The 25,115-nt window shown below is 73.2% G+C and carries 19 protein-coding genes, 1 tRNA gene and 1 pseudogene; 13 read left to right on the forward strand and 8 right to left on the reverse strand.

What is annotated here, in order from left to right; all coding sequences use genetic code 11:
* Nucleotides 1-67: 67 nt before the first annotated feature.
* The 3 genes from topA (at nucleotide 68) to AC3YO9_RS06075 (ending at nucleotide 4,331) form a co-directional block, all read left to right on the forward strand.
* On the forward strand, nucleotides 68-2,965 hold the full coding sequence (topA, locus tag AC3YO9_RS06065; protein WP_489982464.1) for a type I DNA topoisomerase: 2,898 nt from the start codon (nucleotides 68-70) through the stop codon (nucleotides 2,963-2,965).
* Between the two features lie 30 nt (nucleotides 2,966-2,995).
* The gene (locus tag AC3YO9_RS06070) at nucleotides 2,996-4,195 is read left to right on the forward strand and encodes a DNA polymerase III subunit delta' (protein WP_489982465.1); all 1,200 of its coding nucleotides are present in this window, start codon (nucleotides 2,996-2,998) and stop codon (nucleotides 4,193-4,195) included.
* A 60-nt stretch (nucleotides 4,196-4,255) separates the two neighbouring features.
* Nucleotides 4,256-4,331, forward strand: a tRNA-Thr gene (locus tag AC3YO9_RS06075).
* 123 nt (nucleotides 4,332-4,454) lie between these two features.
* Here the strand turns inward: AC3YO9_RS06075 and AC3YO9_RS06080 are convergent.
* On the reverse strand, nucleotides 4,455-5,759 hold the full coding sequence (locus AC3YO9_RS06080) for a protein NO VEIN domain-containing protein (protein ID WP_489982466.1): 1,305 nt from the start codon (nucleotides 5,757-5,759) through the stop codon (nucleotides 4,455-4,457).
* A gap of 274 nt (nucleotides 5,760-6,033) precedes the next feature.
* On the opposite strand from AC3YO9_RS06080, the pseudogene AC3YO9_RS06085 reads away from it, so the two are divergent.
* A pseudogene (locus AC3YO9_RS06085) lies at nucleotides 6,034-6,401 on the forward strand (mycothiol transferase).
* Here AC3YO9_RS06085 and AC3YO9_RS06090 read toward each other — a convergent pair.
* Nucleotides 6,398-6,916 carry a MarR family winged helix-turn-helix transcriptional regulator gene (locus AC3YO9_RS06090; RefSeq protein ID WP_489982467.1) on the reverse strand — a complete coding sequence of 173 codons (519 nt, stop codon included), beginning with the start codon at nucleotides 6,914-6,916 and terminating at the stop codon, nucleotides 6,398-6,400. The pseudogene AC3YO9_RS06085 and the gene AC3YO9_RS06090 overlap by 4 nt on opposite strands.
* 71 nt (nucleotides 6,917-6,987) lie before the next feature.
* On the opposite strand from AC3YO9_RS06090, the gene AC3YO9_RS06095 reads away from it, so the two are divergent.
* Nucleotides 6,988-8,415 (forward strand): FUSC family protein, encoded by a 1,428-nt coding sequence (locus AC3YO9_RS06095; RefSeq protein WP_489982468.1) that lies wholly within the window; start codon nucleotides 6,988-6,990, stop codon nucleotides 8,413-8,415.
* Between the two features lies 1 nt (nucleotide 8,416).
* On the opposite strand, the gene AC3YO9_RS06100 is transcribed toward AC3YO9_RS06095, so the two are convergent.
* Nucleotides 8,417-9,808 carry an amidohydrolase family protein gene (locus tag AC3YO9_RS06100; protein ID WP_489982469.1) on the reverse strand — a complete coding sequence of 464 codons (1,392 nt, stop codon included), beginning with the start codon at nucleotides 9,806-9,808 and terminating at the stop codon, nucleotides 8,417-8,419.
* On the reverse strand, nucleotides 9,805-11,001 hold the full coding sequence (locus tag AC3YO9_RS06105; protein WP_489982470.1) for a CoA transferase: 1,197 nt from the start codon (nucleotides 10,999-11,001) through the stop codon (nucleotides 9,805-9,807). Before AC3YO9_RS06105 ends, AC3YO9_RS06100 begins: the two co-directional genes overlap by 4 nt.
* Before the next feature lie 122 nt (nucleotides 11,002-11,123).
* Here AC3YO9_RS06105 and AC3YO9_RS06110 point away from each other — a divergent pair, with 122 nt between their 5' ends.
* Both AC3YO9_RS06110 and AC3YO9_RS06115 read left to right on the forward strand, forming a co-directional pair.
* The gene (locus AC3YO9_RS06110) at nucleotides 11,124-12,185 is read left to right on the forward strand and encodes an enoyl-CoA hydratase/isomerase family protein (RefSeq protein ID WP_489982471.1); all 1,062 of its coding nucleotides are present in this window, start codon (nucleotides 11,124-11,126) and stop codon (nucleotides 12,183-12,185) included.
* Nucleotides 12,185-12,673 (forward strand): DsbA family protein, encoded by a 489-nt coding sequence (locus AC3YO9_RS06115; protein ID WP_127781819.1) that lies wholly within the window; start codon nucleotides 12,185-12,187, stop codon nucleotides 12,671-12,673. The genes AC3YO9_RS06110 and AC3YO9_RS06115 overlap by 1 nt, the downstream gene beginning before the upstream one ends.
* 4 nt (nucleotides 12,674-12,677) lie before the next feature.
* Here AC3YO9_RS06115 and nhaA read toward each other — a convergent pair whose 3' ends face one another.
* The 3 genes from nhaA to AC3YO9_RS06130 form a co-directional block, all read right to left on the reverse strand.
* Complete coding sequence (gene nhaA / locus AC3YO9_RS06120; RefSeq protein WP_489982472.1) at nucleotides 12,678-14,087, reverse strand: Na+/H+ antiporter NhaA; 1,410 nt, start codon at nucleotides 14,085-14,087, stop codon at nucleotides 12,678-12,680.
* Between the two features lie 81 nt (nucleotides 14,088-14,168).
* On the reverse strand, nucleotides 14,169-15,029 hold the full coding sequence (locus tag AC3YO9_RS06125) for an oxygenase MpaB family protein (RefSeq protein WP_489982473.1): 861 nt from the start codon (nucleotides 15,027-15,029) through the stop codon (nucleotides 14,169-14,171).
* Nucleotides 15,026-16,519 (reverse strand): flavin-containing monooxygenase, encoded by a 1,494-nt coding sequence (locus AC3YO9_RS06130; protein WP_489982474.1) that lies wholly within the window; start codon nucleotides 16,517-16,519, stop codon nucleotides 15,026-15,028. Before AC3YO9_RS06130 ends, AC3YO9_RS06125 begins: the two co-directional genes overlap by 4 nt.
* 135 nt (nucleotides 16,520-16,654) lie before the next feature.
* On the opposite strand from AC3YO9_RS06130, the gene AC3YO9_RS06135 reads away from it, so the two are divergent.
* The 6 genes from AC3YO9_RS06135 to AC3YO9_RS06160 all read left to right on the forward strand — a co-directional run bounded on the left by AC3YO9_RS06135 (nucleotide 16,655) and on the right by AC3YO9_RS06160 (nucleotide 23,901).
* Complete coding sequence (locus tag AC3YO9_RS06135; protein ID WP_489982475.1) at nucleotides 16,655-17,542, forward strand: alpha/beta fold hydrolase; 888 nt, start codon at nucleotides 16,655-16,657, stop codon at nucleotides 17,540-17,542.
* Nucleotides 17,539-19,089, forward strand: coding sequence for an aldehyde dehydrogenase family protein (locus AC3YO9_RS06140; RefSeq protein WP_489982476.1), 1,551 nt, complete (start codon nucleotides 17,539-17,541; stop codon nucleotides 19,087-19,089). Before AC3YO9_RS06135 ends, AC3YO9_RS06140 begins: the two co-directional genes overlap by 4 nt.
* A gap of 84 nt (nucleotides 19,090-19,173) precedes the next feature.
* Complete coding sequence (locus tag AC3YO9_RS06145; RefSeq protein WP_489982477.1) at nucleotides 19,174-20,802, forward strand: GMC family oxidoreductase; 1,629 nt, start codon at nucleotides 19,174-19,176, stop codon at nucleotides 20,800-20,802.
* Nucleotides 20,803-20,875: 73 nt separating this feature from the next.
* A complete protein-coding gene (locus AC3YO9_RS06150) occupies nucleotides 20,876-21,538 on the forward strand; it encodes a TetR/AcrR family transcriptional regulator (protein WP_127781825.1) in 663 nt (220 codons plus the stop codon).
* Between the two features lie 88 nt (nucleotides 21,539-21,626).
* Complete coding sequence (locus AC3YO9_RS06155) at nucleotides 21,627-23,345, forward strand: acyl-CoA dehydrogenase family protein (protein WP_489982478.1); 1,719 nt, start codon at nucleotides 21,627-21,629, stop codon at nucleotides 23,343-23,345.
* An 82-nt stretch (nucleotides 23,346-23,427) separates the two neighbouring features.
* Nucleotides 23,428-23,901: a hypothetical protein gene (locus AC3YO9_RS06160; RefSeq protein ID WP_489982479.1), complete on the forward strand. Its 474-nt coding sequence runs from the start codon at nucleotides 23,428-23,430 to the stop codon at nucleotides 23,899-23,901.
* Nucleotides 23,902-23,916: 15 nt separating this feature from the next.
* Here AC3YO9_RS06160 and AC3YO9_RS06165 read toward each other — a convergent pair whose 3' ends face one another.
* Nucleotides 23,917-25,050, reverse strand: a complete 1,134-nt coding sequence (locus AC3YO9_RS06165; RefSeq protein WP_489982480.1) for a CaiB/BaiF CoA transferase family protein — start codon at nucleotides 25,048-25,050, stop codon at nucleotides 23,917-23,919.
* Between the last annotated feature and the right edge of the window lie 65 nt (nucleotides 25,051-25,115).

The following is a 25,115-nucleotide window of genomic DNA, read 5'->3' on the forward strand; positions in this document are numbered from 1 at the left end:
TGCTTGCCGCAGGGCTCGGGCAGTGAGCGCGTGGCACGTCGGGGGCAGCAGGAAGGTGCGGATCTAGTTGGCAACACGCAGCAAGGCGGCAGGCAGCGGCACGCGCCGGTTGGTGATCGTCGAGTCACCCACCAAGGCGCGCAAGATCGCCCCCTACCTGGGTGCTGACTACGTCGTCGAGGCTTCCAGCGGGCACATCCGCGACCTCCCCCGTGGTGCCGCCGACGTTCCCGCCAAGTACAAGGGCGAGGGCTGGGCCCGGCTGGGCGTGGACGTCGACCACGACTTCGCCGCCCTCTACGTCGTCAGCCCGGACAAGAAGAGCAAGGTCGCCGAGCTCAAGCGGCTGCTGGCCGACGTGGACGAGCTCTACCTCGCCACTGACCCCGACCGCGAGGGCGAGGCCATCGCCTGGCACCTGCAGGAGACCCTCAAGCCCAAGGTGCCGGTGCGCCGCATGGTGTTCCACGAGGTCACCGAGAGCGCGATCCGCGAGGCCGCCGCCAACACCCGCGAGCTGGACACCGACCTGGTCGACGCCCAGGAGACCCGCCGCATCCTCGACCGCCTCTACGGCTACGAGGTCAGCCCCGTGCTGTGGAAGAAGGTCATGCCGCGGCTGTCGGCCGGCCGCGTGCAGTCGGTGGCCACCCGCATCATCGTGCAGCGCGAGCGGGAGCGCATGGCGTTCCGCTCCGCCTCGTACTGGGACATCTCCGCCACCATGGACGCCGGCGCCGACGCCACCCCGCAGACCTTCGGCGCGCGGCTGTACAGCGTCGACGGCGCCCGGGTGGCCACCGGCCGCGACTTCGGCCCCGACGGCCAGGTGAAGTCCTCCTCCACCGTCACGGTGCTGGACGAGGCGCACGCCCGCCGGCTGGCCGAGGCGATGCAGGGTGTCGGGCTCACCGTCACCTCCGCCGAGGACAAGCCGTACACGCGCCGTCCCTACGCGCCGTTCATGACCTCCACGCTGCAGCAGGAGGCCGGCCGCAAGCTGCGCTTCTCCAGCGACCGGACCATGCGCATCGCCCAGGGGCTGTACGAGAACGGCTACATCACCTACATGCGCACCGACTCCACCACGCTGTCGGAGTCGGCCATCAGCGCAGCCCGCACCCAGGCCCGCGAGCTCTACGGCGAGGCCTACGTGCACCCGCAGCCGCGCCAGTACACCAAGAAGGTGAAGAACTCCCAGGAGGCGCACGAGGCGATCCGCCCCGCCGGGGAGCGCTTCCAGACCCCGGGCGAGCTGCACTCCACGCTCACCCAGGACGAGTACCGCCTCTACGAGCTGATCTGGCAGCGCACCATCGCCTCCCAGATGGCCGACGTGCGCGGCACCACGCTGAGCCTGCGCATCAGCGGCACCGCCGGCACCGGCGAGGAGTGCGTGTTCGCCGCCTCCGGCCGCACCATCACCTTCGCCGGCTTCCTGAAGGCCTACGTGGAGACGGTGGAGGACAGCTCCGACGCCGCCGCCGACGACGCCGAGTCGCGGCTGCCGCAGCTGACCGAGGGCCACGTGGTGACCGCCGCCGACCTCGAGGCCGACGGCCACACCACCAGCCCCCCGGCGCGCTACACCGAGCCGAGCCTGGTCAAGGCGATGGAGGAGATGGGCATCGGTCGCCCCTCCACCTACGCGGCCATCATCAAGACCATCCAGGACCGCGGCTACGTCTACAAGCGGGGCAGCGCGCTGGTGCCGTCGTGGGTGGCCTTCGCCGTCATCGGGCTGCTGGAGGGGCACTTCGGCAGGTTGGTGGACTACAACTTCACCGCCTCCATGGAGGACGACCTCGACAGCATCGCCGGGGGCCGGGAGAGCCGCATCGACTGGCTCACCTCCTTCTACTTCGGCGGCCAGGACGGCGACGCCGACTCCGTGGCCCGCACCGGTGGGCTGAAGAAGCTGGTGGGGGTGAACCTGGAGGGCATCGACGCCCGCGAGGTCAACTCCATCCGGATGTTCGACGACTCCGAGGGCCGAGCGGTCTACGTCCGGGTGGGGCGCTTTGGCCCGTACCTGGAGCGCACCGTCACCGGCGAGTCCGGTGAGCCGGAGTCGCAGCGGGCCAACCTGCCCGATGACCTCTCGCCCGACGAGCTGACCCTGGAGGTGGCGGAGAAGCTGTTCGCCACGCCGCAGGAGGGCCGCAAGCTCGGCACCGACCCCATCAGCGGGCACGAGATCGTGGCCAAGGAGGGCCGCTTCGGCCCCTACGTCACCGAGCTGCTGCCCGAGCCACCGGCCGAGGCAGAGGCGCCGGCGGTGGCGGCCGAGGAGCCGGCCGCGACGACCGCGACCAAGACGGCAACCAAGACCGCAGCCAAGAAGACCGCCGCCAAGAAGACACCGGCCAAGAAGACGGCGAAGAAGGCGACCGGCCCCAAGCCGCGCACCGCCTCGCTGCTGAAGTCGATGGACCTGTCCACGGTGACGCTGGAGGACGCCCTGCGGCTGCTGTCGCTGCCCCGGGTGGTGGGCGTGGACCCGGACAACGGAGAGGAGATCACCGCGCAGAACGGCCGCTACGGCCCGTACCTCAAGCGCGGCACCGACTCCCGTTCGCTCACCGACGAGGAGCAGATGTTCACCGTCACCCTGGAGGAGGCGCTGAAGATCTACGCCGAGCCCAAGCGGCGGGGGCGGCAGGGTGCGGCCAAGCCGCCGCTGCGCGAGCTGGGCAAGGACCCCAACACCGACCAGCCGATGGTGATCAAGGAGGGCCGCTTCGGTCCCTACGTCACCGACGGTGAGACCAACGCCAGCCTGCGCAAGGGCGACGCGGTGGAGAGCCTGACCGACGAGCGGGCCATCGAGCTGCTCGCCGAGCGTCGGGCCCGGGGTCCGGCACCCAAGAAGTCGCCCGCCAAGAAGGCCCCGGCGAAGAAGGCGGCGGCCAAGAAGGCGCCCGCCAAGAAGGCTGCAGCCAAGAAGGTCGCTGCCGAGAAGTAGCACGGGCACGAGGCAAGAGGTGGAGTTCAGGTGAGCGGAGTCTTCGACCGGCTCGTCGGCCAGCAGGCCGTGGTCGACGGACTGTCAGCTGCTGCCACGGCCGCCCGGTCGGCGACCGCCGCGGCCGGTGGCGACTCGGCCATGACGCACGCCTGGCTGTTCACCGGCCCGCCCGGCTCCGGTCGCTCGGTGGCCGCGCTGTGCTTCGCGGCGGCGCTGGAGTGCACCGCACCGGGCGAGCCTGGCTGCGGGGTGTGCCAGGCCTGCCACACCGTGCTGGCCGGCACCCACGGCGACGTGCGCCGGGTGATCCCCGAGGGCCTCACCATCGGGGTGGCCGAGATGCGGGCCATCGTGCAGATCGCCTCGCGCCGGCCCAGCACCGGCCGCTGGCAGGTGGTGGTGGTGGAGGACGCCGACCGGCTCACCGAGGGCGCGGCCAACGCGCTGCTCAAGGTGGTGGAGGAGCCCCCGCCGCGTACCGTGTTCCTGCTGTGCGCGCCGTCGGTGGACCCGCAGGACATCTCGGTGACGCTGCGCTCGCGCTGCCGGCACGTGGCCCTGCGCACCCCGTCGGCTGACGCCATCGCCCAGGTGCTGCGCGAGCGCGACGGCCTGGAGCCCGAGCGTGCGCAGTGGGCAGCCTCGGTCGGCGGTGGGCACGTGGGCCGGGCCCGGCGCCTGGCCACCGACGGCGACGCCCGCCAGCGCCGCGCCGCGGTGCTGCAGATCCCGCACGCCGCCACCAGCCCGCGCACCGCCTACGCCGCGGCGGAGGACCTGGTGGCGGCCGCCGAGGCGGAGGCCAAGGCCGCCTCCGCCGGCCGTGACGCCGCGGAGACCGAGGAGATGCGCACCGCCCTGGGCGCCGGCGGCACCGGCAAGGGGGCGGTGGGGGCGCTGCGCGGCTCGGCCGGGGTGCTCAAGGACCTGGAGCGTCGGCAGAAGTCGCGGGCCACCCGGGCCCAGCGCGACGCCATGGACCGCGCCCTGGTGGACCTGGCCGGCTACTACCGCGACGCCCTCGCCCGCGCCTGCGGAGCCCAGGTCAGCGCCACCCACCCCGACCAGGCGGACGCGGTGGGCCAGCTGGTGGCCCGGTCGACGCCGGAGGGGCTGCTGCGCTGCCTGGAGGCCGTGCTGGCCTGCCGGGAGGCCCTCGCCGCCAACGTCAAGCCGCGCATCGCGGTGGACGCGATGGTGGCCACGCTGGGATCAGCTGTCCGCTAGGAGCCCGGGTTGGGCCCGCAGCCCAGGGGCTCGCTACACTTGCCGCGCCCTCAGGGGCACGCCGCCTTAGCTCAGTCGGTAGAGCATCTCACTCGTAATGAGAAGGTCGTCGGTTCGATTCCGACAGGCGGCTCCACCATCCCCATCCCCCCGCTAGTCCAGCCGCGCTGCGTCCGCGGGCCTTCACGAACTCAACCGGGCGCTGCTCGGCACACGTTGCGTCCTTGGGTCATCCCCGGACCAGGGGCTTTCTAGCGCGTTATGTCGTAGGAGCATCGGGTGGCGACCAGTCGAAGTCGCGCGGCGTGAGCGTTCCGCCGTCTGGCTCCCATGGAAAGACACTGAAGGCGCCCCGAGCGCGATCGACATCGCCGGTGCAGTCGAACACGATGCCTGACCAAACCCCCATGACGCACTGTCCGGCATGCTCCCGCGCCCACTCCACCTCGTGCTTGGAGACAATGACCGATTTTCCAGCGGTGGTGGTTCCCTTGGCCTCGAGGTAGACCACCTCGTCCTGTCGGGTGGCGAGCGCGTCGTAATGCTCCTTGTACCGGACGTCCCGGACTTCGTACCCCAAGTCGCGGTAGTGCTGTTCGAGCCGCGCCTGGGCGGCGTCTTCACACTTCTTGCGGCGTTCGGCGTCGCCTTGGTATCCCTGTCCGCCACCTGCCTCGTCGGGGCCATCGCCTCCACGGATGGTCGCTCCCGCATCGGGGTCGTTGAGATGGTCGGCCCACGCCTTGGCGAGTACGGTCGCCTCGTGGTGGTCGAGTTCGACGCCGCCCCCACGGGGACTCCAGTCAGCCGCGACGTTGGGCAACGTTCCACGTAGGAGGTCACGCGGAAGGCGCTCGGCTAGGGGAACCAGCGTGTCCCAGTCGAGGCGGACGTAGTTGGCTACGCCGCCGTGCTCCTCGTCCCAGTGGTCGCCTTCGAAGACGCGGGATGTTGCCCACGCGGTGCCGACGATGCCTGCCTCGGGACCCAAAGCCAGCAGGAACAATCGGTCGCCGACCTTGACTCCAGTCTTGCGTGATCCCACGCTCCAGCGGTCGCGGAACCGTCCGGTTAGGGCGACTGCCTCGATAATCTCCTCAAGTCCTTGAAAGCCACCCTTGGCAGGGTTCCACGTCAGCAACCAGCTTGGCCGGTGTGGGTCGGGCGGAGCGCTAGGAGAGTCGACGGGGATGCTGTCGATCGCGGGCAGGTCGACGTATGCGACCGGGTTCCGGTTGCTCGGCATTGGGTGCCCCATGAGTGCAGCCGATGCCGGGTGGTCGACTGGGAGAACGCCGCCAGTGACGGCCCACTTGCTCCCTCTGCCGGTGCCGACGGGCTCCTTGCCGGTCAGGTAGCCGACCAGCACAACCTCGCCTCTGTATGCCCAGCTCACGTAGGTCTCGTGCTCGAACGGTTCGCCGAGTCGCCACTCGCCTCGGTTGGCCTCCCAGACCTCTGTCGGACTCCTCGAAGGGTCCCACCCGTACCAGGTGCGACCGCGGGCGAATGCCTGCCCGGGTGGGGCGTCAACTCGGTCGGCGAGTGTCAAGTTCAGAACCATGGCGTCAGCCTGCCGCATTTCAACGACCAATTAACGGGAAACTGGTTGTGTCGTAAGAATTTTCGATCAACATTTGCTTTGGGATAGCAGCCAGGGTCCAGCATGAAGGCTGTCGTGTTAGAAATCCGTGGGTTGGGTGGTCGATCCCGCTCCGGCTCCGCATCATCTCGTGTGCCACGACCCTTCTGGCGATGCGAGGTGTCCTGCTCCAGTCATGGGCAACGCCGACGACAAGGCCGTGCTGCAGAGCTACCTGCAGAGCGCACGCGACACGATGCTGTGGAAGCTGGACGGGCTGTCCGAGCGCGACGTACGACGGCCGCTCACCCCCACCGGTACCAACCTGCTGGGTTGGTGAAGCACCTCGCCCACGTAGAGCTGGGCTACTTCGGCGAGACGTTCGCCGGACCGTCCGGGGTCGCCGCGCCGTGGGCGGATGCTGATGCCGAGCCCAACACGGACCTCTGGTCCACCGCCCAGGAGTCCCGCGACATGATTATCGGCCTCTGCCACCAGCTCTGGGCTCGCACTGACGCCACGGTGGCCGCGCTGGCACTGCAATCGCCGGGACGGGCGGCCTGGTGGTCGGGAGACCGGGCCGAGGTGACGCTGCAGCGGGTCGAGGCGTTCGCTGACGACTAGTCCAGCCGCGCGGCATCCTCGGTGTGGCGCAGCACCAGCCGCAACGCCGCCTCCAGCTGCTCCCGATCACCGGTGTCCAGCCCGGCCAGCAGGCTCTCGTCCATTGCCAGGCAGGCCGGCAGCTCCCGCTCCACCAGCGTGCGCCCGGCCTCGGTCAGCTCCAGCAGCACCACCCGGGCGTCGCGCTCACCCCGCGAGCGCCGCACCAGGCCCGCCTCGGCCAGCCGGGTGGTCAGCTTGGTGGTGGAGGCGTTGCTCAGCAGCGTGGCGGCAGTGACCTCACTGGCCCGCAGCGGACGATCCGCACGGGCCAGCGAGCACAGCAGGTCGAGCTCGGTGCGCGAGACGCCGGCCGGGCGCAGCCGACGCTCCTGCGCCTGGTGCCACAGTGCCGCGATGCGCCCCATCCGGGCGATCAGCTCCATCGACGAGGTGTCCAGCGTCGGGCTGGCCTCGGCCCACGCCGCCCGGGCGCGGTCGACGAAGTCCCCGGTGGAGCCGGAGTCGGTAGTCATGGGAGGTCCTGCTTCCAGCACGGCGGCGCGAATACGTTTCAGGGATAGTTTACCGGTGTATTATTAGCGGAGTGCCGGTTCCCGCGTCGATGACCACCGCCCGAGTCCAGCACACCCGGAGCGCCCTGGCGCACGCCTGGTCCCCGCACGCCTGGCGGGACGTGCTCGCTGTCCGCCCCGCCGACGCGGCCATCGTGCCAGCCCTGCGGGTCGCCGTGGCCATGCTGGTGACCCTGTGCGTCGGTGGACTGGTGGGCGAGCAGCAGCTGGCGGCCATCGCCACCCTGGGCTCGCTGTGCTCGGCGTTCTGCCGCTACGAGGCCTACCCCTACCTGGCGCGGCGCCTGGTGCTGGTGGGGCTGCTGCTCGTCGTCAGCACCGCGGTGGGCGGCGGGCTGGGTGCCGTGGAGGCGCCCATCGGCGTGCAGGTGGGGGTGCTCGCCGTGCTGGGCGCGGTGGCGCTGGTGGTGCTCACGGCCTTCCGCATCCTCGGCCCCGGACCGGTGATCATGATGTTCGCCGCCTCGGCCGGAGCCGGCTTCGCCGACAGCGCCGCCGACGTCGGACGGGTCACCCTGGCCACCGGCCTGGGCGTGGCGGTGGGCGCGGCCTGCTGCCTGGTCGGGGCGCTCTGGCTGCCGCTGGGGCCTGCACGCCTGGCCGTGGCCCGAGCGCTCGGTGCCCTCGACCGCCACGCGCCGGGGGCGAGCGTCGAGCCGGTGCGGCAGGCCATCGCTGCTGCTCGCACCACCGTCGCGTGGAGCCCGGCCGGCCCCCGCACCGACCCCCGCCGCCGCGTGCTGTGGGCCCTGCTGGACCAGGCCGAGCAGGTGCTGGCCACCGACGACCTCGCGGAGCGCCAGCGGCTCACCCGCCACGAGCCGGCCCTGCGCCGGCTGCGCCCCACCCCGCTGGACACCGAGCACCTGGACGCGGACCTGCTCGCCCACGCCGACCAGCTGGGCACCCCGGCCCGCACACCGGGACTGCTCGCCCAGTCGTTGCGCCGCCTGGCGGACGCGGATCTGCTGCGCGGGTCCGTCCGGGTGCTGGCGGGCGCGGCACTGGCCGGGCTGCTCGCGGTGGAGCTGGGCCTGGCTCACCCGCTGTGGGCGGGGATGGGGGCGATGGCGGCACTGCAGGGCCTGACCTACCACAGCACCCTGCAGCGGGGCGTGCAGCGTCTGTCCGGCAACGTGGTCGGCGGGCTGGTCGCGGCTGGTCTGCTGGCGCTGGACCTGGGCTACTGGCCGCTGGCCGCGATCGCCGTGCTGCTGCAGCTGCTGGTGGAGCTGATGGTCGCCCGCAGCTACCTGCTGGTGCAGGTGGGGGTCACGCCGATGGCGCTGCTGCTGGCGTCGCTGGGCAGCCCGTTCGGCCCGAGCATGGCGCTGGACCGGGTGGGCGACACCCTGGTGGGCGTGCTCGTCGGCGCCGTGGTGGGCGTGGCGACCATCTCGCTGGCCGACCACCACCACCTCCAGGTGCGCCACCAGTAGCTCAGCCGAACACCCGCTCGCCACCCACCAGGGTCATCCGCACGGCGTCGGCGCGGGGTGCGGCCAGCACCTCGGCCAGCGGGGCGTGCAGCAGCACCAGGTCAGCCGGTACGCCCGGACGGACGCGGCGCGCCGGGCCGCCGGGGTCGTCCAGCGGCCCGAGGTAGCCGGCCAGCGCCTCGGCCGGGGTCAGTCGTTCGGCGGCACCGACCACCGCGCCGGACTCTGCGTGTCGGGTGACCGCCGCGGCCAGCGCCGCCCACGGGTCCAGCGGCCCGTAGGGGGCGTCGCTGGACAGCGCCAGTGGCACCCCGGCGTCGAGCAGCATGCGGCAGCGGTACAGGTCGGGGAGGTCGCGGGCGTCGACGTGGGCGAGGTAGTCATCGCCGCGGTCGGCGAGGAAGCCCGGTTGGGTGATCACCCGCAGGCCGTGCCGGCGCAGCTCGGTGAGGCTCTCCACCGGCACGAGTGCCGCGTGCTCGACGCGGTCGCCCGGTCTCGCTCCCACCTCCTCGAGCGCCGCGAGCAGGATCAGCAGCGCCTCCCGGGACACGCAGTGCGCCGCGATCGGCCGCCCCTGGCCGTGCACCTCGGTCACCAGCGCGGCCAGCGCGGACGGCTCGGGCAGCCCGGAGTCGGCGAGCACGATCTTGTACGGGCCCACGGTGAGGCGCTCGGTCGCAGCCATCCCGGTCGGGGCGCCCAGCAGCTGCACCCGTTGCGGGAGCTGACCACCCTGCACCGCCTCGGCGATCGCGCGCACCGACTGCTCGGCCAGGTCGGGGGAGGCGTCGGTGACCGCGGTGATGCCCAACCGGGACAGGTCCGCGCCCACGCCCGACAGCGGGGGCGGACCGCTGGCCGGCAGCCGCTCGCGCAGCCAGTCGTCAGCACGCCACACCCGTCCGGTGGGCCGTCCGGCGGTGTCGCGCTCCACCCCCGGGTGGGCGGCGGTGTCCAGCCCGACGGCGGCGGCGGCCAGGTTGTTGAGCACCCACAGCGCGCCGCTGCGGTGCTGCAGCCGCACCGGGCGCTGCGCGCAGAGGGCGTCCAGGGTGTCGCGGTCGAGGTCGCCGGCCACCCCCTCGTGGTAGCCGACCCCGCGCACCCAGCCGTGGGGGTCACCGGCCGCGGCGTGCAGGGCCCGGGCCAGGCCGGTGGCGTCGGTGCACCGTCCACACCGGACGGACTGCGCGTGGGCGGCCAGAGCATGCAGGTGCAGGTGGTGGTCGGCCAGCCCGGGCAGCAGGGCACCGCCGCGGGCGTCCACCACGAGGCGCCCTGGGGCCGGCTGCAGGCCACGGCCCACCTCGGCCACCACTCCCGCCACCACCTGGACGTCCACCCCGGCCTGGCCGTCCACCTCACAGCCGCGCAGCAGCAGGCTGGTCACGGTGCGGCGATCCCGAGGTCGCGCAGCACCTCGTTGGTGCTCGCCCCGCTGGTCGGCGCGAGCCCGCGTGGCGGCCGGGCCCGCGGCAGCGCCACCGGCACGTCCTCCTCACCCCGCACCACCCAGCCGTGCTCGCCCCGCACCACTCGTCCCCCCGGTGCCGGCCCGCTCAGGGTGGCCGCGACCACGTCGGCCATCGACACGTCCCACAGCGCCCCGCCGCCGCCCGGTGGGTCGGACATCGCCAGCGCCGCCGCGGTCAGGCCGGTGAGCGGATCGGCCAGGGCGTCACCCACGAACACCGGACGCCCGGCCGCGTCGTGGGCCACCAGGCCGCTGGACGCCGCCACGTCGTCGCCGAAGCCGACGCGATCACTCGCCCGACCGGCCGCGGTGATGGAGACCCAGGTGCCGCCGCCGGACACGTGCTCCGCGGCGCTCAACCCGAACCGGGTCAGTGCCCGCGGACGAGAGGACTCGATGACGATGTCGGCCCGTCGCACCAGGGCCTGCAGGGACTGGCGGCCCCCGGCGGTGGCGGGGTCGAGCACCACCGAGGCGTGCCCGCCGTGCAGCAGGCGGTAGAAGTCGGGGTTGCCGCGGCGCGCGCCGTCGGGACGCTGCGGGGTCTCCACCGTGACCACCCGCGCCCCGGCCAGGCCCAGCAGGTGCGCGCACAGCGGTCCCGCCCACAGCGCGCTGAAGTCCACCACCAGCAGCCCGGCCACCGGTCGGGGACGCGCGGGCCAGAGCGGCGCCGCAGCGCGGGGGTGCACCGGTGCGGCCGGCACGCCCAGCAGCTCGGCTCGCTCGGCCAGCTCGGCGCCGGCGGTGACGCGCAGCCAGGCCGCCACCGTGGGCCACGGGTCCTCGCCCAGCGTCTCGCCCACCAGGGCACCCAGCAGCAGCGGGTCGCCGGGCCGGGCGCACGAGACGGCCGCCCAGCCGTCGGCGGTGGGCAGCAGCCTGCAGCTGCCGCCCAGCGAGGTCGCGCCCTGGCGCTGGTGGCCAGTGAGGGCGGCGCGCTCGGCGAGCAGCGCGCCCCCGTCCACCTGCACCGTCCCGCAGGTGGCGTCGGCGATCCAGGAGGCGAGCCGGCGGGCGGTGGTGGCGGCGTGGCCGGGCGGCAGCAGCGGCGGCCCGTCCCGGTGCCCGGTGAGCGCGAGGACCCCGCTGGCGGCCCAGTCGCGCACCACTTCTCGGCTGCCCGGTGCAGTCTGGTGTGGACCTGTGGGCAGCGGTCCCGGCACAGCGGCGATGTTACGCTCCGCCACAGGTCAGGCACCGCGAGTCGGCCGGAGAAGGGGGTTCGCGCATGGCGTCCCCGCTGCGACGACTCACCCCACGCGAGCTGGCCGACGGCGCCGCCGAGTGGCCGCCGCTGCTGGACGGCGCTGGCCTCGTCGACCCCCTGGTGGTCGTCGACCTCGACGTGCCCACCGGCGCCGACACCGCCCGCCGGGCCGCCGAGCGGGCCGGCAGCGTCGACCGGCTGCTGGTGGGGGTGCGCACCCGGGGCCAGGTGCCCCCGGCGCTCGCCGTGCTGACCGAGGCCCTGGACACCACGCTGGCCCCGACGGGCGGACGCACCGTCGTGCCCAGCGCTGACCCCGCCGCCGCGCTGACGCTGCTGCAGGCCGCGGTCACCGTCCACCCCCAGCCGGTGCTGGTGCTCGGCCAGGTGCTGCGGACCTCGGAGCACCTCAGCGTGGACGCCGCGCTGGACGTGGAGTCCTACGCGTACTCCACCCTGCTGGGCGGGCCCGACTTCGCCCACTGGCTGGGCGAGCGCGGACCGCGGCCGCTGCCACCACCGGCCGTGCGGCCGCCGCTGCTGGTGCGCCGTGCCGGCGACACCCTGCACCTGACGCTCAACCGGCCCGAGCGGCGCAACGCCTACGGCGCCCAGCTGCGCGACAGCCTGGTGGAGGCGCTGCGCCTGGCCGTGCACGAGGAGACGCTGCAGGTGGTGCTCGACGGGGCCGGTCCGGTGTTCTCCGCCGGCGGTGACCTGGACGAGTTCGGCACCACGCCCGACCTGGCCACCGCCCACCTGGTGCGCACCCGCGGCGGGGCCGGCCGGCTGCTGCACCGGCTGGCCGAGCGAACCACGGTGCACCTGCACGGCAGCTGCATCGGTGCGGGGATCGAGCTGCCGGCCCTGGCCGGGCGGGTGCTCGCCCACCCCGGCACGGTGTTCCGGCTGCCGGAGGTGGGGATGGGGCTGATCCCAGGGGCCGGTGGAACGGCGAGCCTGCCGCGCCGCATCGGCCGGTGGCGAGCCTTCCACCTGTGCGCCACCGGCGTGGCGCTGGACGCCGCGACCGCGCTCGCCTGGGGGCTGGTGGACGCGCTCACCGGCGATACGGTGGGCTGATGAACGGCGAGATCGACCTGTACCGGCACGTCTACGGCAACGTGACCGCCCCGATCACCGTGGTGGAGTACGGCGACTTCGAGTGCCCGTACTGCGGGGCGGCGGCGCCGGTGCTGCGCGAGCTGGTGGACACCTCCGACGGCGCGGTGCGGCTGGTGTTCCGGCACTTCCCGCTGTTCGAGGTGCATCCCTTCGCGCTCACCGCAGCGCTGGCGGCGGAGGCGTCCGGGGAGCACTTCTGGCAGCTGCACGCGCTGCTCTTCACCCACCAGGACCACCTGCGCGACCCGGACCTGCAGAGCCTGGCCGACAAGGTGGGCGCGGGTCCGGTGACGGGGGAGGCCGCGCAGGCGTTCCAGCCCGCAGTGCAGGCCGACTACGCGGCGGGGATCGCCGACGGCGCGCGGGGCACGCCCACGCTGTTCATCAACGGGCGCATCTACACCGGGCGCACCGAGCTGCGGGCGCTGCAGGCCGCGCTGGTCTGAGGGCTCACGACCGGGTGCGGGCGGTGGGGTCCACCCACGGCCCGGACGGCAGCGGCGGTGGGCCGTCGGGGTCGCTCACCTCGCACAGCGGCAGCCGCTCACCCAGCACGCGCAGCACCAGCGAGCCCAGCACCGCCGCCACCAGCGACCCGACGAGCACGCCGATCTTCGCCTCCTGGCGCAGCTGCTGGTCGTCGAAGGCCAGCCCGGTGATGAACAGCGAGATGGTGAACCCGATGCCCGCCAGCATCGCCCCACCCACCAGGTGCCCGTAGCGCACCCGCCCGGCCAGGGTGCCCACCCCCATGCGCAGCACCAGCCCCGCGGTCAGCGAGATGCCCACCGCGTTCCCGGCGACCAGGGCCACCACGATGCCGATGGTCACCCCGGACTGCGCGGCGTCCCGCAGCGCGTCCCAGCTCAGCAGCACCCCGGCGTTGGCCAGCGCGAACAGCGGCAGCACCAGGTACGCGCTCACCGGGTGCAGCGCGTCCTGCAGCCGGTGGTTGGCCGAGACGGTGGCCCGGGCGGCGGCGGTGGCCAGTCGCACCCGCCGCGGATCGGCGTTCTCGAGCACCGCCCGCCCGTAGAACGGCAGGTGCTTGCGGGCCTCGGGCCCGACCGCGGCGGCCGGCACGAGCAGGCCGACCAGCACGCCCGCCAGCGTGGGGTGCACGCCCGACTCGTAGACGGCCAGCCACAGCCCGAGCCCCACCAGCAGGTACGGCGTCAGCTGCCACACCTGCGCCTGGCGCAGCACCACCAGCGCCACCACCAGCGCCGCGGCCACCAGCAGCGCCACCACCGAGACGTGGTCGGTGTAGAACACCGCCATCACCACGATGGCGCCGATGTCGTCCACGATGGCCAGGGTGAGCAGGAACAGCCGCAGCTGGTCGGGGCAGCGCGGGCCGAACAGGGCCAGCACCCCCAGCAGGAACGCGGTGTCGGTGGACATGGGGATGCCCCAGCCGGCCGCGGCGGGACCGCTGGGCTCGAAGGCCAGGTAGATCAGTGCCGGCAGCACCAGGCCACCCAGCGCGCCCACGGCGGGCACCACCACCGTGCGGGCGTCGCGCAGCTCCCCGACGGTCAGCTCCCGGCTGATCTCCAGGCCCACCACCAGGAAGAAGAGGGCCATCGCCCCGTCGTTGACCAGGTGCTCCAGGTCCAGCGCCAACGACCACGACCCCACCTGCACCGACGTCACGGTGTGCCAGAAGGAGGCGTAGGTGTGGCCGGGGAGGTTGGCCCACACCAGCGCGGCCAGGGTGGCGCCGAGCAGCAGCGCCGCGCTGCCCGACTCGCGCGCCATGAAGCGGCGCACCGACTCCGACAGGTAGGGCAGCGGGACGGTCACCCGCGACGAGGGACCCGGTCGGCCTGGGCGGGGCAGGAGGCTCTCGGTGCTCACCGTCGGTCTCCCTCACCGTCCGTGGCCGTCATCTGCGGTGGTGTTTCGCCGATCCTGCCACCGGGTTGGCCGGGGCTGCGCTCAGGAGTGGCGGCGGATGGCGGCGCGGGCCGCCGGTGACAGCCGCCACGTGGGGGGCAGCAGCCGGAAGGCGACGCGGACGACGGTGCCGAATCGGCGCAGCCGGCGCTCGTCCTCGGCGCTCCAGTCCCAGCCGAGCTTGCGTCGAGCCACCGGCGGCAGCGTGCCCCGGGTGACCCAGGCCAGCAGCCGGTTGAGCTTGGGCCCGGCCAGCAGCCACACCAGCCGCGGGATGCGCTCGGTGGGCCGCTCCGGCATCCGGTCGTTGAGGGCCCGGGACCGGCGCACCGTCTCCGAGTCCACCAGCACGTCGGTGACCACGTGGTCCCAGTACCGCAGGAAGTCGGCCCAGGTGGCGGGCACGTCCTGCATCGGCATGCCGTACAGGGCGTACCACTGCACCGACTCGGCGTAGAGCTGCTCCTTCTGCGCCTCGGTCAGCGGGTCGCCGAAGTACTCCGCCCACACGTACTGGGTGTAGAGGAACGTGGCGTGCGCCCAGTAGAAGGGCTCCGGCGCCAGGGCGTGGTAGCGCTGCCCCTCGGCGGTCTCGCCCCGGATCTCGGTGTGGAAGCTGCGCACCCGGCGCGCCACCTCCCCGGTGGGGTCGTACAGCGCCCCGACGATGGGCGCCGACGAGCGGGCCAGCCGCGCGGTCTCGTTGTCGAAGACGTCCGAGTGCTGCACCAGCGCGGTGTCGATCACCGGGTGCATCGCCTGCAGCGCACCGGCCCACAGGGTGAGCAGGGTGGTGCGCCAGTCGCCGAAGCGGTACCAGGTCATCGACTCCGGGCCGAGCGGGCGCGGCTCGGTGCTGGTGGCCGCCACGTCCGTCGCCGCCACGTTCGACACCGCGCTCATGCCACGGCCACCGGGGCGTCGACGCTGACGTGGCGGTAGCTGTCGGCGTCGAAGACCTCCGTGCGGTCGCGGTACTCCGCCACCCGGCCCGGCCAGTTCGCCGTCACCCGGCCGCTGGGGTTGCGGTACCAGCTGTCGCACAGCGTCCACACCCCGCCCTGCACCCGGCCCTGGATCTCCGCGTCGAAGCGCGCCTCCACCTCCGGGCGCACGTCCAGGTAGCCCGGTCCGCCCACCTCCAGCCGGCGCATGGCCTGGCGCAGGTAGCGGGCCTGGCACTCCTGCATGTAGACGATGGAGCCGGCGCCCAGGTTGGTGTTGGGCCCGTACATCAGGAACAGGTTGGGAAAGCCCGGCACGGTCATGCCCAGGTAGGCCCGCGCGCCGTCGCGCCAGTGCTCGCTCAGCTGCTGGCCGTCCAGCCCGGTGATGGTCATCGGGGCGAGGAACTCGGTGGCGGTGAACCCGGTGCCGTAGATGATGGTGTCCACCTCGTGCTCGGCGCCGTCGGCGGTGCGCACGCCCCGCGGGGTGATCTCGGTGATGGCGTCGGTGACCACCTCCACGTTGCGCTGGGTGAGCGCGGGCAGGTAGCTGCTGGAGAACAGCACCCGCTTGCAGCCCACCGGGTAGTCCGGCGTCAGCTTGGCCCGCAGCGTCTTGTCCCGCACCGTCATGCGCAGGTGGGTCAGGCAGGTCTGGCGGATGGCTGCACCCAGGGCGGGCACGGTGGTGAAGCCCAGGGTCATCGCCTCGGCCAGCGCCCACACCGTGCCCCGGCCGAGCAGCTGGGTGGTGGGCAGCCGGCGGAAGGCGGCGTGGTGCGCCCGCGTGTAGGTGCGGTCCGGTCGCGGCAGGACGAACGGCGCCGAGCGCTGGAACAGGCTCAGGTGCGACACGCGGGGCTGGATCTGCGGCACGAGCTGGACGGCGCTGGCGCCGGTGCCGATCACCGCCACCCGGTCGCCGGTGAGGTCGCGGCTGTGGTCCCAGCGGGCGGAGTGGAAGGAGTGCCCGGTGAAGGTGTCGATCCCGGGGATGCGGGGCATGGCGGGACGGGAGAGCTGGCCGACGGCGGGGACCAGCACGTCGGCGGAGAAGGTCTCCCCGGTGCTGGTGTGCACCCGCCACTGCCCGGCCGCCGCGTCGAACTCCGCGCTGGTCACCTCCACCCCGAAGTGGGTGCGCTCGCGCACGCCGTGCTTGGTGGCGGTGCGCTGCAGGTAGGCCAGGATGTCCGGCTGCAGCGAGAACCGCTTGGGCCACTCGGGATTGGGCTCGTAGGAGAAGGAGTACAGCGGGGAGGGGATGTCGCAGCCGGCGCCGGGATAGGTGTTCTCCCGCCACACCCCGCCCACGTCGTCGGCCTTCTCCAGGACGGTGTAGTCGTAGCCGGCCGTGCCGATCTCGATGGCCGCCGCGATCCCCCCGAAGCCGGTGCCGATGATCAGCGCGGTGGGCTTTCGGTAGGTCGGCTGTCGCTGGTTCATGCAGTCCTCCTGCGGCGCGCACCCACGGCTCTTCGGCGCCATGCTTGACATCAATCGAGGCAGTGGTGTCGACTAACATGACATCGACATCACCCGCTGTCAACAGTGCGTGATGTCAACATTTGGGAGGACGCGATGGGGCGCACCGACGCGCTGCCGAACGGCACCAGCTACCACCGGGCGGGCCACGGCCCACCGATCGTGCTGATCCACGGCATCGGCAGCCGCTGGCAGGTGTTCGAGCCGATCATCGACGCCCTGGCCGCCGAGCACGAGGTGCTCGCCCTGGACCTGCCCGGCTTCGGAGCCACCCCCGCGGTGGCCGGGGTCGCCTCCACCGTGGACGGCTACGCCGCGTGGGTCGCCCAGCTGCTCGACGAGCTCGGCATCACCCGCCCGCACGTGGTGGGCAGCTCGATGGGTGGCGGCATCGCCATGGAGCTCGGCCGGCGCGGGGCGGCCGGCCAGGTCACGGCCTTTGCGCCGGTCGGGTACTGGACCGGCCCCGGCCGGGTGTGGTGCCAGTCGGTGGTCACCACCATGCGGGTGGTGGGCCGGGCGCTGCGTCCGGTGATCACCCCCGCCGCGCAGACCGCCGCCGGCCGCGCCGCGCTCTTCGGACCGTTCTTCGGCCGCCCGTGGCAGGTCTCGCCGGAGGCCGCCGTGGGTGACCTCGACGGGCTCATCGGCGCCACCCGCTTCACCGAGGCCCGCAAGGGCTTCGCCACCTACGACCTCACGCGTCACCCGCGCCCGGCCGGCGGGCTCGCCGACATCCCGGTGACGGTGGCCTGGGGCAGCAGGGACGCGGTGCTGCTGCCGCGCCAGGCCGAGGTGGCCCGGGCGCTGCTGCCGCAGGCCCGGCACGTCACCCTGCGCGGGTGCGGGCACCTGCCCTTCTCCGACGACCCGTCGCTGTGCGCCGACGTGGTGCTCGCCCCGGCCGAGGCGTTCGCCTCACCAGCGCTGCCCTCACCTGCACCAACCAGCACCACCCGATCCGACGATGGAGATGTGGCATGAGCACCGTCAGCGAGCCCACCCAGACGAGCGCCGCCCAGGCCAGCCCTGCCCAGGACGGCACCGAGCAGGGTCCCGCCTTCGTGGAGTCCCTCAACCCCGCCACCGACGCCAGCGTGGCCCGCTTCGCCGTGGACGGGCCGGCCGCCGTGGACGCCGCGGTCGCCCGCGCACACGAGGCGGCGCCGTGGTGGCAGGAGCAGGGCTTCGCCGGGCGGCGCCGGCACCTGCTGCGCTGGGCGTCGTGGATGGCGGCGCACCGCGACGAGGCGGTGGACCTGCTGCACCGGGAGAACGGCAAGCCCCGCCCCGACGCCACGATCGAGCTGCTGATGACGCTGGAGCACCTGGACTGGGCGGCCAAGCACGCCGCCAAGGTGCTGGCCGACCAGAGCCACCGCCCGGGCCTGCTGCTGGCGAACTTCTCCGCCACCACCTCCTTCGTGCCCTACGGCGTGGTCGGAGTGATCGGGCCGTGGAACTACCCCATGTACACCCCGTCCGGCTCCATCGCGCTGGCCCTGGCGGCGGGCAACACCGTGGTGTTCAAGCCCAGCGAGCACACCCCCGCGGTGGGCGACTGGTACGTCAAGGCCTTCGCCGCGGCCAACCCCGACGCCCCCGAGGGGGTGCTGTCGGTGGTGCACGGCTTCGGTCCCACCGGGGCGGCACTGGCAGCGTCGGCGGTGAACAAGGTGGCCTTCACCGGCTCCACCGCCACCGGCCGCCGGGTGATGATGGCCGCGGCCCAGAACCTCACCCCGGTGGTGATGGAGCTGGGCGGCAAGGACGCCGCGCTGGTGGCCGCCGACGCCGACGTGCCCGCCGCCGCCGACGCCATCGCCTGGGGCGCCATGGGCAACAGCGGGCAGACCTGCGTCGGCGTGGAGCGGGTGTACGTGCACCGCTCGGTGCGTGACCAGCTGGTGGCCGAGCTGCAGAAGGCGCTGGCGCAGGTGCACCCGGGCTCCGAGGACGGCGCCAGCTACGGGCCGATGACCATGCCCGCGCAGGTGGACGTGGTCCGCAGCCACGTCGCCGACGCCCTCGAGCGCGGCGGCACGGCCGTGGTGGGTGGGCTGGACTCCGTCGGCGAGCGCTACATCTCCCCGGTGGTCATCCTGGACGCCCCCGAGGACAGCCTCGCGGTGCGGGAGGAGACCTTCGGCCCCACGCTCACCGTCACCACGGTGGACGACATGGACGAGGCGGTGCGCCTGGCAAACGACTCCCAGTACGGGCTGGGTGGGGCGGTGTTCTCCCAGGCGCGCGGCGCCGAGCTGGCCCGGCGCCTGGACACCGGCGTGGTGTCGGTGAACTCGGTGATCGGCTTTGCCGGCATCCCGTCGCTGCCGCTGGGCGGCACCGGGGCCAGCGGCTTCGGGCGCATCCACGGTCCCGAGGGTCTGCGCGAGTTCTCCCGCACCAAGGGCATTGCTTCCCAGCGCTTTCCGCTGCCCGGGGTGAAGCTGCTGAGCTTCGGGCGGGCCAAGGCCATCACCGCGCTGCTGCCTCGCGTCATCGGGCTGCGCCACGTGCGCCGCTCCTGAGCTCGCCCGTCCTGCCCCACTGCGTCCTGCCCCACTGCGTCCTGCCCTGGCCCGACCCGTTCGCCGACCATGAGGAGATCGTCCGTGTCCGACACCTTTGACTACGTCGTGGTGGGCTCGGGGTCGGCTGGCGCCGTCGTCGCCGCCCGGCTCAGCGAGGACCCCGCCACCTCGGTGCTGCTGCTGGAGGCGGGCCCGCGGGACAACGTCACCGCGGTGAGCATCCCTGCGGCCTTCCCCCAGCTGTTCCGCACCGAGCGCGACTGGGACTACTGGACCGAGCCGCAGCCGGGCCTGGCCGGGCGCCGGCTGTACTGGCCGCGCGGGAAGATGCTCGGCGGCAGCTCGTCGATGAACGCCATGATGTGGGTGCGCGGCTCCGCCGCCGACTACGACGGCTGGGCGGAGCAGGCCGGCCCGGGCTGGTCCTACGAGTCGGTGCGCGGCTACTTCGAGCGCATCGAGGACGTGAACAACCTGCCGGGCGAGGGGCACGGCGTGGGCGGTCCGATGCCCGTCAGCACGCAGCGCTCCACCAACCCGCTGACCACCGCCTTCCTGCTCGCCGCGGGCGAGGCGGGTCACCGGGTGGACGACCGGGCCAACCGCGACACCCCGGAGGGCTTCACCGCCACCGAGGTCACCCAGCGCCGCGGGCAGCGCTGCAGCACCGCCGCGGCCTACCTCAAGCCGGCCCGCAGCCGCCCCAACCTCACGGTGCGTACCGGCGCGCACGTCACCCGGGTGAACCTCACCGGCCGGCGCGCCACCGGCGTCACCTACGTGCTCGACGGCGTGCACCGCCGCGCGCAGGTGCGCCGCGAGGTGGTGCTCTCCGGTGGGTCGATCAACACCCCGCAGCTGCTCATGCTCTCCGGCATCGGCCCGGCCGAGCACCTGCGCTCGCACGGCATCGAGGTGGTGCGCGACGCCGCCGAGGTGGGCCAGAACCTGGCCGACCACCTGTGCGCGGCCCTGGTGGTCGGCTCGCAGGGGCCGGAGTCGATGTTCACCGCCACCGAGGCCAAGCACCTGCTGGCCTACTTCACCCGGCGCCGCGGGATGCTCACCTCCAACGTCGGCGAGGCCTACGGCTTCGTCCGCAGCCGCCCCGAGCTGGCGCTGCCCGACCTGGAGATGCTCTTCGCCCCAGCCCCGTTCGTCGGGCAGGGCCTCACCGAGCCCACCGCGCACGGGATGACCGTCGGCCCGATCCTGCTGAGCCCGCACAGCCGGGGCGAGATCACCCTGGCCTCGGCCGACCCGTTCGCCGCCGCCAAGATCGACCCGCGCTACCTGTCCGACCCCGAGGGACTGGACCGGCAGGCGCTGCTCACCGGGCTGGGCCTGGCCGAGGAGCTGCTGAGCATGCCCGCCCTGGCCCGGCACTGCACCGGCGAGTACCTGCAGCCCCCCGGCGGTGACCCCGTGGAGCGGCTGGTGGCTGCTGCGGAGCGCTACACCCAGACGCTGTATCACCCGGTGGGCACGTGCCGGATGGGCAGCGACGAGCAGTCGGTGGTCGATCCCGAGCTGCGGGTGCGCGGCATCGACGGCCTGCGGGTGGCCGACGCCTCGGTGATGCCGGAGATCATCCGCGGCCACACCAACGCGCCGGCCATCATGATCGGGGAGCGGGCCGCGGACCTGCTGCGCGGCCGGGTGCGCACGCCGAGCGCCACCACCCCGGCCACCGCGACCGTCTCGGCGTGACCTCGCCGACACCCCCACCGCCACGGCTGCCGGGACCGCCGGCCGCACCAGGTGCCGGTGGGAGGATGGGCTGATGGACTCGGTGCGGGAGGCGGCGGTGGAACCCGGCCCCAAGCGGCCGTGGCGCGGGCAGCAGCCCGAGCAGCGCCAGGCGGAGCGCCGCGCCAAGCTGCTCGAGGCCGGCCTGCAGATCCTGGGCACCGAGGGCGCGGCCGCGGTGACCATGCGTGGGGTGTGCCGCGAGGCCGAGCTCACCGAGCGCTACTTCTACGAGAGCTTCCGCAACCGTGAGCAGCTGCTGGTGGCGGTGCTGGACATGGTGGCGCTGCGGGCCCGGGACGCGGTGCTGCAGACGCTGTCGGCGGGAGCGAGCAACCGGGCCGAGCTGATCCGCGAGCTGGTGCGGGTGTTCACCCGCTACGTCCGCGACGACCCCCGGCGGGCCCGGGTGATGTTCGTGGAGTCGCTGGCCGCCCCGGAGCTGATCCGTCGTGGCGCGGAGCTGGTCAGCGAGTTCACCGCCCCCATCGCCGCGGTGGCGGCCAGCTTCGGCACCGAGCGCGGCCGGGTGGACGAGCTGGACGTGGAGCTGGACGCGCTGGCCACCTTCGGGGCAGTGGCCTACCTCTACCAGCGGTGGCTGCGCGACGGCTTCACCATCTCCACCGAGCGCATGGTGGAGCACGTCTCGCTGGTGGTGGAGCAGCTCGCCGGCGTCAGCTCCACCGGCTTCTGACCCGGCGCCCCGCGGCCGGCAGCAGCGAAGTTACCGGCGGGTAACCTCGGGTCGTCCCCACCCCGGACGACCACTGAGGAAGGCCCCCGTGAGCGAGCTGCTGTTCAACCCGAGCACCTACGACCCGACGCACCTGGACGTCGAGTCCCGGCGCCTGCTGCGGGCCACCATCGACTGGTTCGAGGCGCGGGGCAAGGACCAGCTGATCGCCGACGACCTCAGCGGCGTCTGGTACACGGAGTTCCTGGACTTCGTGCGGCGGGAGAAGCTCTTCGCCACCTTCCAGACCCCGGCCGCCGAGGCCGACGGGCACCCGGACAAGCGCTGGGACGCCACCCGCAACGCCGCCCTCAGCGAGGTGCTGGGCTTCTACGGCCTGCAGTACTGGTACGCCTGGCAGGTCACCATCCTCGGCCTCGGCCCCATCTGGATGAGCGAGAACGCCGACGCCCGCCGCCGGGCCGCCGCCCTGCTCGACGACGGCGCGGTGTTCGCCTTCGGGCTGTCGGAGAAGTCCCACGGCGCCGACGTCTACTCCACCGACATGGTGCTCACCCCCCAGCCAGACGGAGGATTCACCGCCAGCGGCGAGAAGTACTACATCGGCAACGGCAACGTCGCCGGGATGGTGTCGGTGTTCGGCCGTCGCGCCGACGTCGAGGGCCCCGACGGCTACGTGTTCTTCGCGGTGGACAGCCAGCACCCCGCCTTCCACCTGGTCAAGAACGTGGTCCCGTCCCAGATGTTCGTCAGCGCCTTCGAGCTGCGCGACTACCCGGTGCGCGAGGTCGACGTGCTGCACACCGGGCCGGAGGCCTTCAGCGCGGCGCTGAACACCGTCAACGTCGGCAAGTTCAACCTCTGCACCGCCTCCATCGGCATCAGCGAGCACGCCTTCTACGAGGCGATCACGCACGCGCACAACCGCGTCCTCTACGGCCACCCGGTCACCGACTTCCCGCACGTGCGGGCCGGCTTCGTCGACGCCTACGCCCGCACCGTGGCCATGAAGCTGTTCAGCGACCGCGCCGTGGACTACTTCCGCACCGCCACCCCCGAGGACCGCCGCTACCTGCTGTTCAACCCGATCACCAAGATGAAGGTGACCAGCGAGGGCGAGCGGGTGATCGACCTGCTGTGGGACGTCATCGCGGCCAAGGGCTTCGAGAAGGACGCCTACTTCAGGATGGCCACCCGCGACATCCGAGCACTGCCCAAGCTGGAGGGCACCGTGCAGGTGAACCTGGCGCTGGTGCTGAAGTTCATGCCCAGCTACCTGCTCAACCCGCAGGACTACCCGCCGGTGCCGCAGCGCCACGACGCCGGTGACGACGCGTTCTTCTTCCGCCAGGGCCCCGCCCGGGGGCTGGGCAAGGTCACCTTCCACGACTGGCGCACCGCCTACCAGGGCTTTGCCGAGGTGCCCAACGTCGCGGTGTTCACCGAGCAGGCCGACGGCCTGGTCCGCTTCCTGACCGAGTGCGCCCCGGACGCCGAGCAGGCCAAGGACCTGGACTTCCAGCTGGTGGTGGGCCAGCTGTTCACCCTGGTGGTCTACGGCCAGCTGGTGCTGGAGCAGGCCGAGCTGGCCGGCCTGGACCACGACGTGCTGGACCAGGTCTTCGACGTGCTGGTGCGCGACTTCTCCGCCTGCGCGGTGCAGCTGCACGGCAAGGCGTCGTCCACGGAGGCGCAGCAGCGCTGGGCGCTGGCGCACGTGCGCAAGCCCGCCACCGACACCGCCCGCTTCGACCGCGTGTGGCAGCAGGTGGCCGCCCTCTCCGGCACCTACGAGATGAACGAGTAGCTGATCAACGGCTAGCCCTGCGCGGGCGCCGGTCCGGCGGTACGGTCACGCCACTGAGTCGGACCGGCGTTGGGGGACAGCCATGATCGGCGGAGTCAAGCAGGTCGACAACGAGACCATCGCCGAGGTGCTGCGCATCCGCGGGGGTGTCGACCAGTCCGCCCGAGAACCTCAGGACCCCGGCAGCGGCCCGCACCCGTGGCTGGCGCTGCTGGACGGCTTCGCCCACCAGGACGTGATCGACGCGGTGTGGATGCACTACAGCCACGAGTCCCGCGCGGTGTGGCCGGCCGACGTCATCGCCCGGGTGGAGGCGCTGGCCGCCGAGCGGGTGCAGGCGGCGGAGTCGCTCAAGGACCTGGCGCTGCAGGAGCGCTCGGACTGGACCGACGAGCAGCGCGCGGCCTGGATGGTGGTGTGGGACGAGGCGCTGGGCCGCGGGGAGTCGGTGGAGAACGCGGTGGCGCTGGCCGACGAGGCGGCCCCGGACGTGGTGGGTGAGGAGCAGGCCGAGAGCGAGGTGTCGGCCGAGCGCGCCGGCTCCGAGAGCGCCTGACGCCGACCTGCCTGGCTAGCCCTCGGCCACCGCGCCGGAGCTCAGCAGCGCCTGCACCTGCTCCTCGGACAAGCCGCTGCCCAGCAGCACCGCACGGGTGTCGGCGCCGACCACCGGCTGCGGTGTCGGGGTGTCCAGCGAGGTGGCGGAGAACCGCGGGGCCGGTGAGGGCTGGGTGATGCCGTCGGCGGTGAAGAAGGTGTTGCGGGCCACGTTGTGCGGGTGCTGCGGGGCCTCGGCCATCGACAGCACCGGCACCACGCAGGCGTCGCTGCCGGCGAAGACCTCCTCCCAGTGCGCGCGGGGCTGCGCGGCGAAGGCCGCGGTGAGCCGGGCCCGCAGCTCGGGCCAGCCGGCGCGGTCGTGCTGCGGGGCGGGCAGCTCGCCCAGGCCGAGGCGGGCAACCAGCTCGGCGAAGAACTGCGGCTCGATCGGCCCCACCGACACGTGCTCGCCGTCGGCGGTCTCGTAGACGTCGTAGAACGGGCTGCCGGTGTCCAGCAGGTTGGTCCCGCGCGGGCCCCACGCGCCGCGGGAGTGCCCGCCCATGATGGGCGCCAGCAGCAGCGCCGAGCCGTCCACCATGGCCGCGTCCACCACCTGCCCCTCGCCCCCGCGGGCCACCGCCAGCAGCGCGGCCAGCACGCCGGTGGCCAGCAGCATCGCGCCGCCGCCGTAGTCGCCCACCAGGTTCAGCGGCGGCACCGGGGCCTGTCCGGCGCGGCCGATGGCCGACAGCGCGCCGGACAGCGAGATGTAGCTGATGTCGTGCCCGGCGGTGTGGGCGAGCGGGCCGTCCTGGCCCCAGCCGGTCATCCGGCCGAACACCAGCCTGGGGTTGCGGGCCAGGCACTCCTGCGGCCCCAGGCCCAGGCGCTCCATCACCCCGGGCCGAAAGCCCTCGATCAGCGCGTCCGCGCTCTCCACCAGCCGCAGCACCGTGGCCGGGCCGTCCGGGTGCTTGAGGTCGACCGCGACGGAGCGCCGACCGCGCCCGGTCACCTCCTCGTCGGTGGGTCGGCTACCCGCTGCGCTGGCACGGTGCAGGCAGATGACGTCGGCGCCCAGGTCGGCCAGCACCATCCCGGCGAACGGGGCCGGCCCGATGCCCGCCATCTCGAGCACGGTGTAGCCGGACAGTGGTCCCACGGGGGGCTCCTCAGGTCGACCGGTGCGCCACGTGGACGCCGTGCGCCGATCCTGGCAGCGGGAGC

Source organism: Rhodococcus sp. Z6_132, from assembly GCF_058133635.1.

Bases quoted from the DNA above. Each gene is read 5' to 3' on its own strand.
- AC3YO9_RS06135 (WP_489982475.1), top strand. From the start codon at position 16,655: ATGGGGCGCACCGACGCGCTGCCGAACGGCACCAGCTACCACCGGGCG.
- AC3YO9_RS06140 (WP_489982476.1), top strand. From the start codon at position 17,539: ATGAGCACCGTCAGCGAGCCCACCCAGACGAGCGCCGCCCAGGCCAGC.
- AC3YO9_RS06080 (WP_489982466.1), bottom strand. From the start codon at position 5,759: ATGGTTCTGAACTTGACACTCGCCGACCGAGTTGACGCCCCACCCGGG.
- AC3YO9_RS06090 (WP_489982467.1), bottom strand. From the start codon at position 6,916: ATGACTACCGACTCCGGCTCCACCGGGGACTTCGTCGACCGCGCCCGG.
- AC3YO9_RS06160 (WP_489982479.1), top strand. From the start codon at position 23,428: ATGATCGGCGGAGTCAAGCAGGTCGACAACGAGACCATCGCCGAGGTG.
- AC3YO9_RS06115 (WP_127781819.1), top strand. From the start codon at position 12,185: ATGAACGGCGAGATCGACCTGTACCGGCACGTCTACGGCAACGTGACC.
- AC3YO9_RS06125 (WP_489982473.1), bottom strand. From the start codon at position 15,029: ATGAGCGCGGTGTCGAACGTGGCGGCGACGGACGTGGCGGCCACCAGC.
- AC3YO9_RS06130 (WP_489982474.1), bottom strand. From the start codon at position 16,519: ATGAACCAGCGACAGCCGACCTACCGAAAGCCCACCGCGCTGATCATC.
- AC3YO9_RS06150 (WP_127781825.1), top strand. From the start codon at position 20,876: ATGGACTCGGTGCGGGAGGCGGCGGTGGAACCCGGCCCCAAGCGGCCG.
- AC3YO9_RS06110 (WP_489982471.1), top strand. From the start codon at position 11,124: ATGGCGTCCCCGCTGCGACGACTCACCCCACGCGAGCTGGCCGACGGC.